Origin of the sequence: Streptomyces sp. ISL-1 (assembly GCF_018614585.1) — a bacterium.
GTDB classification, from domain to species: domain Bacteria; phylum Actinomycetota; class Actinomycetes; order Streptomycetales; family Streptomycetaceae; genus Streptomyces; species Streptomyces maoxianensis.
Genome location: NZ_JAGGOI010000001.1, coordinates 98,234 through 115,417 on the forward strand (window position 1 = coordinate 98,234; position 17,184 = coordinate 115,417).

General features: G+C 69.5%; 13 protein-coding genes. 8 read left to right on the forward strand and 5 right to left on the reverse strand.

Annotation, left to right across the window (positions count from 1 at the left end; all coding sequences use genetic code 11):
* Window positions 1-114 precede the first annotated feature (114 nt).
* A complete protein-coding gene (locus tag J7E87_RS00435) occupies window positions 115-1,404 on the forward strand; it encodes a citrate synthase (RefSeq protein ID WP_215088886.1) in 1,290 nt (429 codons plus the stop codon).
* A gap of 403 nt (window positions 1,405-1,807) precedes the next feature.
* Here the strand turns inward: J7E87_RS00435 and J7E87_RS00440 are convergent, their stop codons facing one another.
* The 3 genes from J7E87_RS00440 to J7E87_RS00450 form a co-directional block, all read right to left on the reverse strand.
* The gene (locus J7E87_RS00440) at window positions 1,808-4,003 is read right to left on the reverse strand and encodes a heavy metal translocating P-type ATPase (RefSeq protein ID WP_215088945.1); all 2,196 of its coding nucleotides are present in this window, start codon (window positions 4,001-4,003) and stop codon (window positions 1,808-1,810) included.
* 188 nt (window positions 4,004-4,191) lie between these two features.
* Window positions 4,192-4,503 (reverse strand): heavy-metal-associated domain-containing protein, encoded by a 312-nt coding sequence (locus J7E87_RS00445; protein ID WP_215088887.1) that lies wholly within the window; start codon window positions 4,501-4,503, stop codon window positions 4,192-4,194.
* A 146-nt stretch (window positions 4,504-4,649) separates the two neighbouring features.
* Window positions 4,650-5,423 carry a TetR/AcrR family transcriptional regulator gene (locus tag J7E87_RS00450; RefSeq protein WP_308312791.1) on the reverse strand — a complete coding sequence of 258 codons (774 nt, stop codon included), beginning with the start codon at window positions 5,421-5,423 and terminating at the stop codon, window positions 4,650-4,652.
* Window positions 5,424-5,589: 166 nt separating this feature from the next.
* On the opposite strand from J7E87_RS00450, the gene J7E87_RS00455 reads away from it, so the two are divergent.
* The gene (locus tag J7E87_RS00455; RefSeq protein WP_215088889.1) at window positions 5,590-7,914 is read left to right on the forward strand and encodes an MMPL family transporter; all 2,325 of its coding nucleotides are present in this window, start codon (window positions 5,590-5,592) and stop codon (window positions 7,912-7,914) included.
* A 55-nt stretch (window positions 7,915-7,969) separates the two neighbouring features.
* On the opposite strand, the gene J7E87_RS00460 is transcribed toward J7E87_RS00455, so the two are convergent.
* Both J7E87_RS00460 and J7E87_RS00465 read right to left on the reverse strand, forming a co-directional pair.
* Window positions 7,970-8,167 (reverse strand): AlpA family transcriptional regulator, encoded by a 198-nt coding sequence (locus tag J7E87_RS00460; RefSeq protein ID WP_215088890.1) that lies wholly within the window; start codon window positions 8,165-8,167, stop codon window positions 7,970-7,972.
* Between the two features lie 213 nt (window positions 8,168-8,380).
* The gene (locus J7E87_RS00465) at window positions 8,381-9,292 is read right to left on the reverse strand and encodes a sugar phosphate isomerase/epimerase (protein ID WP_215088891.1); all 912 of its coding nucleotides are present in this window, start codon (window positions 9,290-9,292) and stop codon (window positions 8,381-8,383) included.
* A 129-nt stretch (window positions 9,293-9,421) separates the two neighbouring features.
* On the opposite strand from J7E87_RS00465, the gene iolC reads away from it, so the two are divergent.
* The 6 genes from iolC to J7E87_RS00495 all read left to right on the forward strand — a co-directional run bounded on the left by iolC (window position 9,422) and on the right by J7E87_RS00495 (window position 17,104).
* Window positions 9,422-10,564, forward strand: coding sequence for a 5-dehydro-2-deoxygluconokinase (gene iolC, locus J7E87_RS00470; protein WP_215088892.1), 1,143 nt, complete (start codon window positions 9,422-9,424; stop codon window positions 10,562-10,564).
* Complete coding sequence (locus tag J7E87_RS00475) at window positions 10,561-11,445, forward strand: deoxyribose-phosphate aldolase (RefSeq protein WP_215088893.1); 885 nt, start codon at window positions 10,561-10,563, stop codon at window positions 11,443-11,445. The genes iolC and J7E87_RS00475 overlap by 4 nt, the downstream gene beginning before the upstream one ends.
* A 16-nt stretch (window positions 11,446-11,461) precedes the next feature.
* Window positions 11,462-12,352 (forward strand): 5-deoxy-glucuronate isomerase, encoded by an 891-nt coding sequence (gene iolB, locus J7E87_RS00480; protein ID WP_215088894.1) that lies wholly within the window; start codon window positions 11,462-11,464, stop codon window positions 12,350-12,352.
* Window positions 12,349-14,310, forward strand: a complete 1,962-nt coding sequence (gene iolD / locus J7E87_RS00485; RefSeq protein WP_215088895.1) for a 3D-(3,5/4)-trihydroxycyclohexane-1,2-dione acylhydrolase (decyclizing) — start codon at window positions 12,349-12,351, stop codon at window positions 14,308-14,310. The genes iolB and iolD overlap by 4 nt, the downstream gene beginning before the upstream one ends.
* A gap of 26 nt (window positions 14,311-14,336) precedes the next feature.
* Window positions 14,337-15,836: a CoA-acylating methylmalonate-semialdehyde dehydrogenase gene (locus tag J7E87_RS00490; RefSeq protein ID WP_215088896.1), complete on the forward strand. Its 1,500-nt coding sequence runs from the start codon at window positions 14,337-14,339 to the stop codon at window positions 15,834-15,836.
* Between the two features lie 494 nt (window positions 15,837-16,330).
* Complete coding sequence (locus J7E87_RS00495) at window positions 16,331-17,104, forward strand: DUF2637 domain-containing protein (protein WP_215088897.1); 774 nt, start codon at window positions 16,331-16,333, stop codon at window positions 17,102-17,104.
* Window positions 17,105-17,184 lie beyond the last annotated feature (80 nt).

Sequence of the window (17,184 nt, forward strand, 5' to 3'; positions counted from 1 at the left end):
GTGCCGCCGATAGGCCCAATGGTCGACCCCGAGTGCACTCTCCTCAGCCAAATGGGGGATGGTAGAGACAGTCAGGGCACCTCGAAAAGAGGCACTACGTCGGTGAGGGATGACGTGAGCGACAACTCTGTAGTACTGCGGTACGCGGACGGTGAATACACCTACCCGGTGGTCGACAGCACCGTCGGTGACAAGGGCTTCGACATCGGGAAGCTCCGAGCCCAGACCGGTCTGGTGACCCTGGACAGTGGATATGGCAACACCGCCGCCTATAAATCCGCGATCACCTACCTCGACGGCGAGCAGGGCATCCTGCGCTACCGCGGTTACCCCATCGAGCAGCTGGCCGAGCGCTCCACCTTCCTCGAGGTGGCGTACCTGCTGATCAATGGCGAGCTTCCGACGGTCGACGAGCTTTCCAGCTTCCGGGGTGAGATCACCCAGCACACGCTGCTGCACGAGGACGTCAAGCGGTTCTTCGGCGGGTTCCCGCGTGACGCGCACCCGATGGCGATGCTGTCGTCCGTGGTCAGCGCGCTGTCGACGTTTTACCAGGACAGCCATAACCCGTTCGACGAGAACCAGCGCCATCTCTCCACGGTCCGGCTGCTCGCCAAGCTGCCGACGATCGCGGCGTACGCGTACAAGAAGTCGATCGGGCACCCCTTCGTCTACCCGCGCAATGACCTCGGGTACGTGGAGAACTTCCTGCGGATGACCTTCTCGGTCCCCGCGCAGGAGTACGACCTGGACCCGGTCGTGGTCGCCGCGCTCGAGAAGCTGCTGATCCTGCACGCGGACCACGAGCAGAACTGTTCGACATCCACCGTGCGTCTGGTCGGCTCCTCGCAGGCGAACATGTTCGCCTCGATCTCCGCCGGCATCAGTGCCCTGTGGGGCCCGCTGCACGGTGGCGCCAACCAGTCGGTCCTGGAGATGCTCGAGGGCATCAAGGCCAACGGCGGCGATGTCGACTCCTTCATCCGCAAGGTGAAGAACAAGGAGGACGGCGTCCGTCTGATGGGCTTCGGCCACCGCGTCTACAAGAGCTTCGACCCTCGAGCGAAGATCATCAAGGCGGCGGCGCACGATGTCCTCTCGGCGCTCGGCAAGTCCGACGAGCTGCTCGACATCGCGCTCAAGCTGGAGGAGCATGCGCTCTCCGACGACTACTTCGTCTCGCGCAACCTCTACCCGAACGTGGACTTCTACACGGGTCTGATCTACCGGGCCATGGGCTTCCCGACCGAGATGTTCACCGTGCTCTTCGCGATCGGCCGGCTGCCCGGCTGGATCGCCCAGTGGCACGAGATGATCAAGGAGCCGGGTTCCCGCATCGGCCGTCCGCGCCAGATCTACACCGGCGAGGTCCTGCGCGACTTCGTCCCGGTCGAGGCCCGCTGACACGAGGGCACCGGCAAGGGGCGCGTCCGCGCCTCGTAACCGGCCTCGTCACAGGCGCAGTGAGCGGAAAGCGCCCCGCTGCCGATCCCCCCACGGGTCGGCGGGCGGGGCGCTTCCCATATCCCCGGAGCGGATTCCCCCCACGGGATCCGGCCGGGCGTCTGCGGGCCGCAGAAGCTCCTCAGGCGGTCTGCCGGGGTACGTACGCACGGGAGGGCCGCTCAAAGCTCCCCGGGCACGTGCCCCGGCCAACGCTTGCCTGGGACGTCCCCCAAGACATCCCATGAACGTCCCCCAAGACGTTCTCGGCATCGCCAATTTAGACTCGCGAGGAGCCTGAATGGTTACCCCCAAATATCTGTGATCTAGGTCTCCTTGTGAAGGTCTTGTGACCTATTTGTAGTCACCTGAAGGAGCGCAGCCGCAAGCTGTTACCCACCACAAATACGGACGAAAAGGCCATGGCGAAACCGGCGATCATGGGGTTGAGCAGGCCTGATGCCGCCAGCGGCAGTGCGGCGACGTTGTAGCCGAAAGCCCAGAAAATATTGCCCTTGATTGACGTCAGTGTCCGACGGGCGAGACGGATCGCGTCGGCCGCGGCCCTCAAGTCCCCCCGTACGAGCGTCAGGTCACCGGCCTCTATGGCCGCGTCCGTGCCCGTGCCCATCGCCAGACCCAGGTCGGCGGTGGCCAGCGCGGCCGCGTCATTGACCCCGTCACCCACCATGGCGACGATGCGGCCCTGCGCCTGGAGACGCCTGACCACATCCGCCTTCTCCTCGGGCATGACCTCGGCGTACACCTCGTCGATGCCGACCTCGGCAGCGACCGCGTCGGCGATCGCCCTGCTGTCGCCGGTCAACAGCACCGGATTGAGGCCGAGGGCGCGCAGCCGCGTCACCGCCTCGGCGCTGGTGTCCTTGACCGCGTCGGCGACGGTGAGCACGCCGAGCGCCTTGCCGTCCCGGGAGGCGAAGACGGCGGTATGCCCCTCGGCGGCCGCGGCCTTCAGCTCGGGGGGAAGCTCCACCCCGGCGTTCTCGAGCAGCCGCGCGCGTCCGACCAGCACCTGGTGTCCTTCGACGACGCCTCGTACGCCGAGACCCGGGACGTTCTCGAAAACGGTCGGCACTGGCAGGGCGCCGACGCGCTTCTCGGCGCCGGCGGCGACAGCGCGAGCGATGGGATGCTCCGACGCGTGCTCCAATGCGCCCGCGAAGCGCAGCAGATCATCCTCATCGGCGGTTTCGGAGACGTACACGCCCTGAAGGCTCATCCGGCCCGTGGTGACCGTCCCCGTCTTGTCCAGGACGACCGTGTCGACCCTGCGGGTGGACTCCAGCACCTCGGGGCCCTTGATGAGAATGCCGAGCTGGGCCCCGCGACCGGTGCCCACCATGAGGGCGGTCGGCGTCGCCAGGCCGAGCGCGCATGGGCACGCGATGATCAGGACCGCGACGGCGGCGGTGAAGGCCGCGGTCGCGTCCGCGGTGGCCAGCAGCCAGCCGGCCAGGGTGCCGAGGGCGATCACCAGGACGACGGGCACGAAGACGGCCGAGATCCGGTCGGCGAGGCGCTGCACGTCGGCCTTGCCGTTCTGGGCGTCCTCGACCAGCCGGGCGATCCGGGCGAGCTGGGTGTCCGCGCCGACCCGGGCGGCCTCCACGACGAGACGGCCGGCGGTGTTGACGCAGCCCCCGGTGACCGGGTCGCCCGGGGCCACATCCAGCGGCACCGACTCGCCGGTCAGCATCGACGCGTCGACGGCGGAAGCGCCCTCGATGACCGTGCCATCGGTGGCGATCTTCTCCCCGGGGCGTACGACGAACCGGTCGCCGACCGCGAGCCGGCCGACCGGAATCCGCATCTCCGTACCGCCGCGCAGAACCGCGACGTCCTTGGCGCCCAGCTCCATCAGGGCGCGCAGGGCAGCGCCCGCTTTCCGCTTCGAGCGGGCCTCCAGATAGCGGCCGAGGAGGAGGAAGGTGGTCACGCCGGCGGCGACTTCGAGGTAGATCGTCGAGGAGGCGTCGGTGCGCGAGACGGTGAGGTCGAAGCCGTGCCGCATGCCGGGCATGCCCGCGTGGCCGAGGAACAGGGCCCAGAGCGACCAGCCGAAGGCGGCGAGCGTGCCGACGGTGATCAGGGTGTCCATGGTGGCCGCACCGTGCCTGAGATTGGTCCAGGTGGCCCGGTGGAAGGGCAGCGCGCCCCAGACGACGACGGGGGCGGCGAGGGTGAGTGAGAGCCACTGCCAGTTGTCGAACTGGAGGGCCGGGATCATCGCCATGAGTACGACGGGTATCGCGAGCAGGGCTGAGACGGTGAGGCGCTCGCGGAGGGCGGCGGACTGCGGGTCGGCGTGCGCTGCGAAGGCCGCGTCGGATGCCGGGCCGGGAGCGGATGCCGGCTCTGACGCCGGGGGCTGCTCGGCGGTGTAGCCGGTCTTGACGACGGTGGCGATGAGCTCGGCGACCTCGAGCCCGTGCGGGTAGGAGATCTTCGCCTTCTCGGTCGCGTAGTTGACCGCGGCGCTGACGCCGTCCATGCGGTTGAGCTTCTTCTCGACGCGGGCGGCGCACGAGGCGCAGGTCATCCCGCCGATGGTGAGCTCGACCTGGGAACTTTCCACTTCAGGACTCCATCTCCACAACGGGCGCCGGGCCGTACGCGACCAGCGTCGGACTGGTCGGGCACGGCCCGGCGGAAGGGCTTTGCGGACGCGGGCGCTGGGTGCCCGGTGCTGGGCGCCGGGCAGGTGTCCCGGGCCGCTCGGCGCCCGGCTCAGGCCTGGCCGACGAGCTCGTAACCCGCCTCGTCCACGGCCTCGCGCACGGCCGTCTCGTCGAGCGGGGCTTCGGAGACCACCGTCACCTCGCCGCTTGCGGCGACCGCCTTCACGGAGGTGACGCCCGGCAACTCGGAGAGCTCGCCGGCGACCGCGCCCTCGCAGTGGCCGCAAGTCATCCCGGTGACCTGGTAGACCGTGGTGACCGCGCCGATCCCGACGTCGGCCGCGCCGTCGTGACAGGAGCCGGCGGGCGAGCAGCAGGAGCCGGTCGCCTGGGCGGTCTCGGTCTTGGTCTCGGCGGTCATGGCGTTCTCCTCTTCGGCGGTGCAACACGTACTGAGTTCACGTACCAGGTGCATGGTGTGCCGGAGAGACGAGGGAATGCCGTGGCTGCCCGACACTCACCAGACTATACCCCTAGGGGGTATTAATGTGAATGCGGCGCGGCGTTTCACCGCTCCGTCGTCGGCGGCACGGCTTCGCCGAGTATCGGGTTCAGGTACCCGAACATGACCTTCTTGATCTCCGTGATGTACGCCTGCCGCTCCTCGCCCTCGTGCGCGAGGACCAGATCCAGGCCTGCCTTGAAGATGGCGAAGATCGTGGTGGCGGTGCGGGAGAGCTCGGCGGGCGGGGCTTCGGGGAGGTACCCCGCGACGATCTCCTCGATCCGGGTGAGCAGCCCCTCGTGCAGGGCGTTGAACTCCTGCGTGATCTGGCCGGGGATGTCCGGGCCGTGCATCAGGACGGCGAAGGCCGGGTTCTCGTGGTTGAACTCGAAGAGTGGATCGAGGACCGCGTCCAGCAACTCGTCGAGCGGGAGGTCGAGGTTGGCGGCGGTCAGGGCGGCGCCGTGGGACTCGCGCCACCGGTCGAGGAGCTGGCCACCGAGCTCGACGGCGATGGCCTCTTTGTTCGGGAAGAACTGGTAGAGCGTGCCGGGGGACACACCGGCCTCGCGGGCGATCGCGTTGGTGCTGGCCGCGGTGTAGCCGCTGCTGCAGAAGACGTTCGCGGCGGCTTCGAGGAGCTGGGCGATACGGCGCTCGCCGCGGGCCTGGCGGCGGCGCGGCTTGGCCGCCCCCGGCGTACTGGCGGTCCCGGAGTCCTTGCTGGTCCCGGAGTCCTGGCCGGCCCGTGTGGTCGAGGCCGGTCGGGGGGCTCCCTTGGCCGCGGCGGTCGCGGCGGTCGCGGCGGTCTCCGGCGTCGTGGGCTCCTCCGGCACGTGAAATCCCCAGCTTTCCTGATGCGGTTGACAAACGCGAGTGGTCGCTCGCATTCTTGATTAATGCGAGCGATAGCTCGTGTTTGCCAGTGTATTGGCAATAGTCGACTCATGCTGCCTGCCCGGGAAGCCTGCGCATGGGCCACGGTGAAGGGGACACCGCACCATGTCCGAAGTCAACGGCCCGCCGCCGGTCGGGGGATGGACCCGTTTTGTCACCGCGCGGCCGCGGCTCTCGCTGCTGGCCGCCCTGGTGCTCACCGCACTCGCCGTGTTCGCCGGCAGCGGGGTCGCCGAACGCATGGGCAGCGGCGGCTGGGAGGACCCGGCCGCCGAGTCGACGTACGCGACGGCCGCGCTGGAGCGTGAGTTCCCCTCATCGCAGCCGAATGTGCTGCTGCTGGTGGACAGCGGGCAGGCGAGCGTGGACGCTCCCGCGGTCGCAGCCGAGGGACGGCGGCTGGCGGAGCGGCTCGCCGCCGAGAAGGAGGTCACGGGTGTCGGTTCGTACTGGCAGACCGGCTCACCCGCGCTGCGCGCCGAGGACGGCCGGCAGGCGCTCATAGCGGCTCGGATCGAGGGCGACGAGAAGGCCAGGGCCGAGGTACTGGAGCGGATCGCGCCCGACTTCCGGGGTGCGCACGGCCCGGTTGAGGTCTCGATCGGCGGCCCCGTCGCCGTGCAGCACGAGATGACGACGATCATCCAGGAAGACCTGCTGCGGGCCGAGCTGATCGCCCTTCCGGTGACGCTGGTGCTGCTGGTGATGGTCTTCGGCAGCGCGATCGCGGCGCTGCTCCCGCTGGGCGTCGGCATCGTCGCCATCCTGGGGACGAATGCCGTGCTGCGCGGCATCACCGAGTTCGCCGATGTCTCGGTATTCGCGCAGAACCTCACCACGGCCCTGGGTCTTGGACTCGCCATCGACTACGCCCTGTTCATCGTGCGCAGATTCCGGGAGGAGCTGGCGGCGGGGGCGGAAGTGCGGGAGGCCGTGGGCATCACCCTGCGCACCGCGGGCCGCACGGTTCTCTTCTCCGCGCTGACCGTGGCCGTGTCGCTGGCGGCCATGCTGGTCTTCCCGCAGTACTTCCTGCGCTCCTTCGCCTACGCCGGGATCGCGGTGGTGCTGCTCGCCGCGGGCGCCGCGCTGATCCTGCTGCCGGCCGCGCTGATGCTCCTGGGCCACCGGGTCAACGCGCTGGATCTGCGCCGCCTCCTCCGGCGTGGCCGGGGCAAGGGCGGCGCATCGTCCGAGGAGACAGGCGCGGACGGGGAAGCGGCCGGCGGTGGATGGGCCAGGGTTGCGGCCCTGGTGATGCGCCGGGCTCCGCTCTTCGCCTTCGCCACCGTCGCCGGTCTGGTGCTGCTCGGACTGCCCTTCCTGGGCGTCAAGTTCGGCACCCCCGACGATCGCCAGCTGCCGTCGACCGCTGAGTCCCATGTGGTCCAGCAGCAGATACGGGACGGATTCCCCGGCAGCCCGGCCGGCGGCCTAGCGGTGGTGGCCCAGCAGGCGGAGTCCCGCAAAGCCGCGACGACGCCCGCCGCGTACGCCGAATACCGCGACCGCGTCGCTGCCCTTCCGGGGGTGCTGCGGGTCGACGGTCCCGTCACCTCGGGAGGAGCCGCATACTTCACGGTGCAGCCCAAGGGTGAGGCGGTGGGGGAGGAGGCGCAGCGGCTCGTCCATGAACTGCGCGACGTCCCCGCTCCGTTCGAGACCTCGGTGACGGGCAGGGCAGCGGTGCTGGAGGACTCCAAGGCCGCCATCGCCGACCGCCTGCCGCTGGCGCTCGTCATCATCGCCGTGGTGACTCTGCTGCTGGTCTTCCTGCTCACCGGCAGTGTGCTGATCCCGATCCAGGCGGTCGTGCTCAACGCCCTCAGCCTGACGGCGATGTTCGGCGCCGTCGTCTGGGTCTTCCAGGACGGCAATCTCTCCGGCCTGCTTGCCTTCACCTCCACCGGTGACATCGAGACGACGCTGCCCGTGCTGATGTTCTGCATCGCCTTCGGGCTCTCCATGGACTACGGCGTCTTTCTGCTCTCCCGCATCAAGGAGGAGTACGACCGCACCCACGACCACGAGCACGCGGTGCGATTCGGCCTCCAGCGCACCGGCGGGCTGATCACCGCGGCGGCCGTGATCCTCGCGGTCGTGATGGTGGGCATCGGCACCTCACGGGTGACAAACACGAAGATGCTGGGTCTGGGAATCGCGCTGGCCGTGCTGATGGACGCCATGGTGGTCCGCAGCCTGCTCGTCCCCGCCGTGATGAAGCTGACGGGTGCCTCGACCTGGTGGGCGCCCGCGCCGCTGCGCCGGTTCCATCAGCGATTCGGGCTGAGCGAGGGGGAGATACCCCAGCCCGTGCCACAGCGGCCCGACTCGGATTCGGACTCGGACGCGGTTTCGGATTCGCAGCCGAAGACGGACCCGGAACCGGACTCGAACCCGGACGGGGCACGGGACATCGTCAGAGCCTGACACCGCGGTGTCACCGCCGTGGATCGCCCGCTCCTGAGTTCACCTCGCGCGGTGCTCATTCTCTGCGGCTCCTGTTCCCGGGGCGATTGGCCACCCAGAGGCGGATCGTGTCCGCGTACCAGTAGGGCTTCCCGGCCTCGACATGGTCGGGCGGCGGGAGCAGACCGTGCTTGCGATAGGAACGGACTGTGTCCGGCTGCACCCTGATATGCGCGGCGATGTCCTTGTAGGACCAGAGTCTGCTGTCCGTCATCGGTGTGGCACCTCCGTGCGTGCGCGGCAGCGGCGGCGCGGGGGGCCGTCTGGGGAGCTGCAGCGCGGACGCTGGCGATCACTGAGCTACCCGTTGAACGACCGCGAGGGGAGTGAGGGGAGGGGCTGTTGATCGACTGTGACGGAAGGCACGCAAAACGCAGACATGCGTCACAAAGAGGCAACACCCCCTGACGGAAGTGGTGTGTTCGCGTCACGCACCGCAAGAGCGCAGGAAACCGCGGGTCCGCCGGGCGATCGGGAAGGGTTTGTCCGGCGGGCAGGGGTACATGTCCTGCTCGACGATCGCGAAGAGTTCGACGTCCAGCGCCTGGGCCGCGGCCAGTACGGGCTCCAGCGCGGGTACTCCGGCAGGCGGTTCGCACATCACGCCGCGGCCGACCGCAGGACCGAACGGCATCTCGTCCGCCACGACTTCGGCGAGGATCTCCGGGTCCACCTGCTTGAGATGGAGGTAGCCGATCCGCTCCCCGTAGGTCTCGATCAGCTTGACGCTGTCCCCTCCGCAGTATGCGTAGTGCCCGGTGTCCAGGCAGAGGGAGACCAGTTCGGGATCGGTGGCGTCGAGGAACCGGCTGACGTTCTCCTCGGTGTCGATATGGGTGTCCGCATGCGGATGGACGACGATCTTAAGTCCGTACCGCTCGCGCACCTCGCGGCCCAGCCGTTCGGTCAGGGCGGTGAGATCGCGCCACTGCGTGGGGGTGAGTTGCCGGTCCTCCAGCACCTGGCCCGTTTTGTCGTCGCGCCAGAAGGAGGGGATGACGACCAGGTGCTCCGCGCCCATTGCCCGGGTCAGCGCAGCGATATCGGAGACATGCGCCCAGGTCCTGTCCCAGACGGCGGGTCCGTGGTGCAGCCCGGTGAAGACCGTTCCCGCCGAGACCTTCAGGCCGCGCCGGGCGGTCTCCTCGGTGAGGCGGGCGGGGTCACTCGGTAGATAGCCGTAGGGGCCGAGCTCGATCCATTCGTAACCGGCACTCGCGACCTCGTCGAGGAAGCGCTGCCAGGGGACCTGTTGAGGATCGTTGGGGAACCACACCCCCCAGGAGTCGGGGGCCGAGCCGACCCGGATGCGGTTCAGGGAGGGGACGGATGAGGTCATGCGGACGAGCTTTCCGGCCGCCGCGGAAGGGTGTCAAGCCTTCGTCCGAATGTAAGGACAAAATGTTGACAGGGTTCAGGAAGGAGCACTAGACCTGGGGGCAGCCGGCGTCGAACCGAAGGGACGCGCATGCCTCAGCCGTATGACGTGATCACGATGGGCCGGATCGGGGTGGACCTGTATCCACTGCGTACCGGGGTCCCGTTGGCGCAGGTAGACACGTTCGGAAAGTTCCTCGGCGGCTCGGCCACGAATGTCGCGGTCGGGGCGGCCCGGCTCGGCCGGCGGACGGCGGTGATCACCCGTACCGGCAAGGACGCTTTCGGGGACTATCTCCATCAGGCGCTGGGGGAGTTCGGGGTCGACGACCGCTGGGTGACCGCGGTCGCCGCCTACCCGACCCCGGTCACCTTCTGCGAGATCTTTCCGCCGGACGACTTCCCGCTCTACTTCTACCGGCAGCCGAAGGCCCCCGACCTCGAGATCCACGAGCACGAGCTGGACCTCGCCGAGATCCGGGCGGCGCGCGTCTTCTGGATGACCGGCACCGGGCTGTGCGCGGAGCCGAGTCGTACGGCGACGCTGGCCGCGCTAGCCCACCGGGACCGGTCCGGCATCACCGTCTTCGACCTCGACTGGCGGCCGATGTTCTGGGGGGATCCGGCCGAGGCGCGGCCGTACTACGCCGAGGCGCTGGCGCACGCCACCGTCGCCGTCGGCAATCTGGAGGAGTGTGAGATCGCCACCGGCGAGCGCGAGCCCTACGCCGCGGCTCGCGCGCTCCTTGCCGCCGGGGTCGAGCTCGCCGTCGTCAAGCAGGGCCCCAAAGGTGTCCTCGCCGTACACCGGGACGGGACGCAGGCCGAGGTCCCGCCCGTCCCCGTAGAGGTGGTCAACGGGCTCGGTGCAGGGGACGCGTTCGGCGGGGCGCTGTGCCACGGGCTGCTTTCCGGGTGGGAGTTGGAGCGCATCATGCGGTACGCCAACGCCGCCGGGGCCATCGTTGCCGCCCGCCTGGCCTGCTCCACCGCCATGCCCCACGCCGCCGAGGTCGACCAGGTCCTGACCGGCGGCCCGGTCCCGCCGTCCCCGACCGCCGCCGCCTCGACCCCGCCGACCGGCGAATCGCCCCCACCCGCGCCGCCGTCCCCGGCCCCGACTGCTGCCGCGCCGACCGGCAAGCCGTCCCCATCCGCGCCGCCGTCCCCGGCCCCGACAGTCGCCGCGCCGTACCAGCCCGGCGGCACACCCCCGACCGGAGCCGCATCGTGAGCCGCGTCGACATCGCCGAGCTCGTCGGGATCCGCACCCACCATCCCGAGGCCGTCGCGGAGGCAGCCACCCGGCGGCGCAGGCGACCCCGGCTCATCGGCGACAGCGGACGCCTGATGATCATCGCCGCCGACCACCCCGCCCGCGGCGCCCTCGCCGTCGGGGACCGCCGCCTCGCCATGGCGAACCGGTTCGATCTGCTCGAACGGCTCTGTCTGGCCCTCTCCCGCCCCGGCGTCGACGGCGTCCTCTCCACCGCCGACATCCTCGACGACCTGCTCCTCCTCGGCGCCCTTGAGGACAAGGTCGTCATGGGTTCGATGAACCGCGGGGGCCTCGCGGGCGCCGCGTTCGAGCTCGATGACCGGTTCACCGGACACCGCGCCCAGGACCTGGACCGGCTCGGATTCGACGCGGGCAAACTGCTGCTCCGTATCGACTACCAGGACTCCGCCTCCCTCGACACACTGCATGCCACCGCCCGCGCCGTGGACGATATGGCTGAGCGTCAGCTTCCCGTCTTCATAGAGCCGTTCATCTGTCACCGGATCGATGGCCTCCTCCGCAATGATCTCAGCGCCGAAGCAGTCACCCGGTCGATCGCCATCGCGTCCGGGCTTGCCGGCACCTCCGCGTACTCCTGGCTGAAGGTTCCCGTCACCGACAACCCCGACGACATGGCGGCCGTGATGGAGACCTCGACCCTGCCCGCGGTCCTCCTCGGGGGCGAGATCGGCGACGACCAGCACGGCGCGTACGAGAAATGGCGTGGTGCGCTGCAACTGCCCACAGTGCAAGGACTGGTAGTGGGCCGCTCGCTGCTCTATCCGGTCGACGGAGACGTTGCCGGGGCGGTCGATACGGCCGTGGGACTGCTGTAGGGGGTACGGAGAAGTCATGAGCGAGACCGACGACCAGAAGCAGTACGTGCCGGCGGGGAGCGCGGCGAGCGGTCCGTACGCCCTCAGGATCGACCCCGAGCAGGCCGGCTGGGGGTACTCCGGCCTCCGTGTACTGGAGCTGGAGCCCGGCGGCTCACACTCCCTCGCCGCCGGGGAAAGCGAGTGGATCGTGCTGCCGCTCACCGGCGGCTGCACGGTGCGGACGCAGGGCGAGACCTTTGAACTGCGGGGCAGAGAAAGCGTGTTCGGCGGAGTGACGGACTTCGCCTACGTACCGCGCGATGCCCATGCACAGATCGCCTCCGGTGCGGGAGGCCGCTTCGCCCTGGCAGGAGCGAAGTGCGAGCGACGACTCCCCGCTCGCTACGGCCCCGCGCCGGAGGTACCGGTCGAGCTGCGTGGCTCGGGCAACTGCTCGCGGCAGGTCAACAATTTCGCGGCCGCGGACACCTTCGCCTGCGACAAGCTGATCGCGGTCGAGGTGCTCACCCCCGGCGGCAACTGGTCCTCGTACCCGCCGCACAAGCACGACGAGCGCTGCCCGGGCGTCGAGTCCGAGCTCGAGGAGATCTACTACTTCGAGATCGACCGCGGTGGCATGGGCTACCACCGGGTCTCCCCGTCCCGGCCCGGCGGTACGGACGTCCTCGCCGAAGTCCGTACCGGCGACGCCGTCCTGATCCCCGACGGCTGGCACGGCCCGTCCATCGCCGCGCCCGGCCGCGACATGTACTACCTGAACGTCATGGCCGGCCCGGGCGACAAGCGCGAATGGCTGATCCGCGACCACCCGGACCACGGCTGGATCCGCGACACGTGGCCGACGCAGCCCGTCGACCCCCGACTGCCCCTGTACGAAGCCGACGCCCAGGAAGGCCCCCGATGAGCAATACGCGCCGACTCACCGTCGCCCAGGCCCTCGTCGCTTTCCTCGCCCGCCAGTACACCGAGCGCGACGGCCGCCGCCACCGCCTGATCAACGCCACCTGGGGCATCTTCGGCCACGGCAACGTCGCCGGAATCGGCCAGGCGCTCCTCGAGTCCGGCACAGCAGGCACAGCAGGCACAGCTGGCACGTCAAGCACAGCTGGCACGTCAAGCACGGCCGGCACATCCGTCTCGTCCGGCACCGGTATGCCGTACATCCAGGGCCGCAACGAACAGGCCATGGTGCACGCCGCCGTCGGCTATGCCCGCCAGTCCCGCCGCCTCTCCGCCCACGCCGTCACCACCTCCATCGGCCCGGGCGCGACCAATCTCGTCACCGGCGCCGCCCTCGCCACCATCAACCGGCTGCCGGTCCTGCTGCTGCCCGGCGACGTGTTCGCGACCCGCCCCGCCGACCCGGTCCTCCAGCAGCTCGAAGTCCCCTACGCAGGAGATGTGTCGGTCAACGACGCGCTGCGCCCGGTATCCCGGTACTTCGACCGCGTCACCCGCCCCGAGGCGCTGATCCCGGCCGCCCTTCAGGCCATGCGCGTACTCGCCGACCCCGCCACCACCGGCGCGGTCACGCTCGCGCTGCCCCAGGACGTGCAGACCGAGGCGTACGACTGGCCGGAGGAGTTCTTCGCCGAACGCGTCTGGCAGGTGCGCAGGCCCCGGCCCGACCTGGACGCGCTCGACGCGGCGCGGCGCGCGCTGACCACGGCCCGCCGCCCCCTGATCGTCGTGGGCGGCGGCGTCCACCACAGCGAGGCCGAGGAAGCCCTGCGGTCCTTCGCCGAGGCGACCGGCATCCCGGTCGCCTCCACCCAGGCAGGCAAGGGTTCGCTGCCGCACGACCACCCCTGCGATGTCGGCGGCATCGGCCACACAGGCACGGCCACGGCCGACGAACTAGCTCGTACCGCGGATCTGGTGATCGGGGTCGGCACTCGCTGGTCCGACTTCACGACTGCCTCCGCGACTCTCTTCCAGAACCCGTCCGTCCGGTTCCTGAACATCAACATCACCGCCTTCGACGCCCACAAGATGTCCGGACTCTCACTCGTCGCGGACGCCCGCACCGCCCTTGACGAGCTGGCCGGCGCGCTGGGCACGCGCTTCCGTGTGGAGCCCGCGTACGAGACGGAGTACGCCGACGACAAGGAGCGCTGGGAGCACCGCGTCGACGCCGCGTACGAGGCCGAGGACCCGGACACCCGCCCCACCCAGCCCCAGGTGCTCGGCGCACTCGACGCTCTGGTCACCGGCGACGACATCGTGATCAACGCCGCGGGCTCGCTCCCCGGCGACCTGCACAAGCTGTGGCGGGCCCGTTCCGCAGACCAGTACCACGTCGAGTACGGCTACTCCTGCATGGGATACGAGATTCCCGCGGCCATCGGCGTCGGGATGGCCGCTCCCGGACGGCCCGTCTGGGCGCTCGTCGGCGACGGTACATATCTGATGAACCCCACCGAAATCGTCACGGCTGTCCAGGAGAACATCCCGATCAAAGTGGTCATCCTGCAGAACCACGGGTACGCCTCAATCGGAGGCCTCTCCGAGTCGGTGGGCGCGGAACGCTTCGGCACCGCCTACCGCCACCGCGCCGGCGACGGTACGTACACCGGCGCCCCGCTCCCCGTCGACCTGGCCGCCAACGCCGCCTCGCTGGGGATGCACGTGATCCGCGCCAAGACGGTGCGTGACCTGCGCGAAGCGCTTGCCGAGGCGCGGGAGGCGCAGGTCCCCACAGGTGTCTACGTGGAGACCGAAACGGCAGACACTGTGTCGGGCGCGCCTCCAGCGCAGGCGTGGTGGGATGTTCCGGTGGCCGAGACCGCGACCCGGCCGTCGGCGGTCAAGGCCCGGGAGGAGTACGACCGGCAGGTCGCAGCCCGACGCCGCCATCTGTGACGCCGCCATCTGTGAAGGAGCACGAAATGAAGACCGTCAACCACTGGATCGGTGGCAAGACCGTCGAGGGCGCGTCCGGCAACAGGGGCCCGGTCACCGACCCGGCGACCGGCGCCGTCACTACGCAGGTCGCGCTGGCGTCGGCCGAGGAGGTCGACGCGGCCGTCACAGCGGCGAAAGAGGCGTACTCCACCTGGGGCACGTCCTCGCTCGCGCAGCGCACCGGCATCCTCTTCCGCTATCGCGCGCTCCTGGACGCGCACCGCGACGAGATCGCCGAGCTGATCACCGCCGAGCACGGCAAGGTCCACTCCGACGCGCTGGGCGAGGTCGCCCGCGGCCTGGAGATCGTGGAGCTGGCCTGCGGCATCACCACCCAGCTCAAGGGTGAACTGTCCACCCAGGTCTCCAACCGGGTCGACGTTTCCTCGATCCGCCAGTCGCTCGGCGTCGTCGCCGGCATCACGCCCTTCAACTTCCCGGCGATGGTGCCGATGTGGATGTTCCCGCTGGCCATCGCCTGCGGAAACACCTTCGTACTGAAGCCGAGCGAGAAGGACCCGTCGGCCTCCAACCTCCTCGCGGAGCTGGCCGCCGAGGCGGGCCTGCCCGACGGCGTGCTCAATGTCGTCCATGGCGACAAGGTCGCGGTCGACGCGCTGCTCGCCCACCCGGACGTGGCCGCGGTCTCCTTCGTCGGCTCCACCCCGATCGCCCGCTACATCCACACCACCGCCTCCGCCAACCACAAGCGAGTCCAGGCGCTCGGCGGCGCGAAGAACCACATGCTGGTCCTCCCGGACGCGGACCTGGACGCCGCCGCGGACGCGGCGGTCTCCGCGGCGTACGGCTCCGCCGGTGAGCGCTGCATGGCGATCTCCGCGGTCGTCGCGGTCAGCTCCATCGCCGACGAGCTGGTCCAGAAGATCCGCGAGCGCGCCGAGAAGATCAAGATCGGTCCGGGCAACGACCCGGAGTCCGAGATGGGCCCGCTGATCACCAAGGCCCACCGCGACAAGGTCGCCTCCTACGTCACGGGCGCTGCGGCCCAGGGCGCAGAGGTCGTCCTGGACGGCACCGGCCACACCGTCGACGGCTTCGAGGACGGCCACTGGATCGGCCTGTCGCTCCTGGACCATGTCTCGACCGACTCGGACGCCTACCGCGACGAGATCTTCGGCCCGGTGCTGTGCGTGCTGCGCGCGGAGACGTACGAGGACGGCGTGGCCCTGATCAACGCGTCCCCGTACGGCAACGGCACCGCCATCTTCACCCGCGACGGCGGCGCGGCCCGCCGCTTCCAGCTGGAGATCGAGGCCGGCATGGTCGGCGTGAACGTCCCGATCCCGGTCCCGGTGGGCTACCACTCCTTCGGCGGCTGGAAGGACTCGCTCTTCGGCGACCACCACATCTACGGCAACGACGGCGTGCACTTCTACACCCGCGGCAAGGTCGTCACCACCCGCTGGCCCGACCCCTCGGACGCCCCGGCGGGCGTGGACCTGGGATTCCCGCGCAACCACTGACGACCACCGGTCACCCGGCCCGTACGGAACCCCATCCGTACGGGCCGCGCCTGTTTTCGGGGTGGCTCATCCAACTCACGGACGAGGGAACGCAGTTCACTCGCGGTGCCGCCGGACAGGGCTGCGCCGAATGGGAGAACTGATTTACCCTAATTCCTATTTATTTGTCATCCAGGTGGCCGACAGCGGGCGGGGCGCGGTTGTCGTTGAGAGGTCTGTGAAAACGCCTATCGGACAGCCCGAATTGATCAACCCGTATTCCGAACGAGCGCCCCTGCGGCCCATGAACACCAGCACGCAAGGTGCCGCCGCCCTGATCCGGCCGTGGAACCCGGAACTGGCGGACTTCATGGCGGCCATGGAGCAGATCGAGGACGACTACGCCCGTCGCTCCACTACGTGACCGCCGCGCGTGCGCTTGAACGCTACAGCTGCGGCCTGCTGCGGGAGCGGCCACAGCTTCCTTCACCGACATCGTTCACGGCAGGAACCACATGTATGACAGACATGACCACTTCGGGACGTACGGTAGTGCAGCTGAGCAATACGGCGAGGCGTACGCCACCCTCCCCGGCCAATGGGACGGCTACCATCCCGCGTTCGGGCAGGAACCAATCTCCGCTCCTGACCTCGATGTTCTGCAGGGGCGCTGGGAACCGGACGTCGAGCTGACGCAGCTCCTGCAGGACGCCCCCGAACCGGTGGATCTGTCGAAGCCCGTCATGGATCTGCGGCCCCCGACGACCGGCCCGTCCTGCCACCGCCGGCGTCCGATGCACAAGGTGAACGCGAGAGCCTGGACGCTCACTCGCAACCAGACCCTCAGCTACGCCCTCGCAGCGGTGAGCATGGTCATCATTGCCATGGTGAGCGTCCTCGGGGGCCTGTTCACCCACGACATCCTGCGACAGGTCGCCGCCCCCGGTGCCGATCACGCCCTGGCGCCCTGGTGGCCGATGCTGGTGTACGGCCCCTGGATGGTCGCGTCCCTGTCGATCCTGCGCGCCGCGCTGCACCGTCGCAGCGCTCCGCACTCCTGGGCCTTCGCCGTGCTCTTCTGCGCGGTCGCCGTCCTTACCTGCATGGCCGAGGCGCCCAGGACCATCAGCGGAGTGGCCGTCGCCGGTCTCCCCGCCCTCGCCGCCATGGTTTGTTTCCATCAACTCGTACGTCACATCACCCTTACCCGGCCGGCGCAGGACCGAGTGGGCGGCTGGTGCAATGCCGCGCGCCCCTGCATGGGACATGAGCATTCAGAGTCGCAGTAGGTGGAGCCGACAGCAGGACTGCCCGAGGAGCGCCCGTACCCGGTTGGGGAGGCGCTCCTCGGGCAGTTGCCCGGCCGGTG

What these genes read in the sequence shown, in the direction of transcription:
- J7E87_RS00440 (WP_215088945.1), bottom strand. Translation starts at nt 4,003, where the DNA reads ATGACCTGCGCCTCGTGCGCCGCCCGCGTCGAGAAGAAGCTCAACCGC.
- J7E87_RS00460 (WP_215088890.1), bottom strand. Translation starts at nt 8,167, where the DNA reads ATGACGGACAGCAGACTCTGGTCCTACAAGGACATCGCCGCGCATATC.
- J7E87_RS00455 (WP_215088889.1), top strand. Translation starts at nt 5,590, where the DNA reads ATGTCCGAAGTCAACGGCCCGCCGCCGGTCGGGGGATGGACCCGTTTT.
- J7E87_RS00445 (WP_215088887.1), bottom strand. Translation starts at nt 4,503, where the DNA reads ATGACCGCCGAGACCAAGACCGAGACCGCCCAGGCGACCGGCTCCTGC.
- iolD (WP_215088895.1), top strand. Translation starts at nt 12,349, where the DNA reads ATGAGCAATACGCGCCGACTCACCGTCGCCCAGGCCCTCGTCGCTTTC.
- J7E87_RS00490 (WP_215088896.1), top strand. Translation starts at nt 14,337, where the DNA reads ATGAAGACCGTCAACCACTGGATCGGTGGCAAGACCGTCGAGGGCGCG.
- iolB (WP_215088894.1), top strand. Translation starts at nt 11,462, where the DNA reads ATGAGCGAGACCGACGACCAGAAGCAGTACGTGCCGGCGGGGAGCGCG.
- J7E87_RS00465 (WP_215088891.1), bottom strand. Translation starts at nt 9,292, where the DNA reads ATGACCTCATCCGTCCCCTCCCTGAACCGCATCCGGGTCGGCTCGGCC.
- J7E87_RS00495 (WP_215088897.1), top strand. Translation starts at nt 16,331, where the DNA reads ATGTATGACAGACATGACCACTTCGGGACGTACGGTAGTGCAGCTGAG.
- iolC (WP_215088892.1), top strand. Translation starts at nt 9,422, where the DNA reads ATGCCTCAGCCGTATGACGTGATCACGATGGGCCGGATCGGGGTGGAC.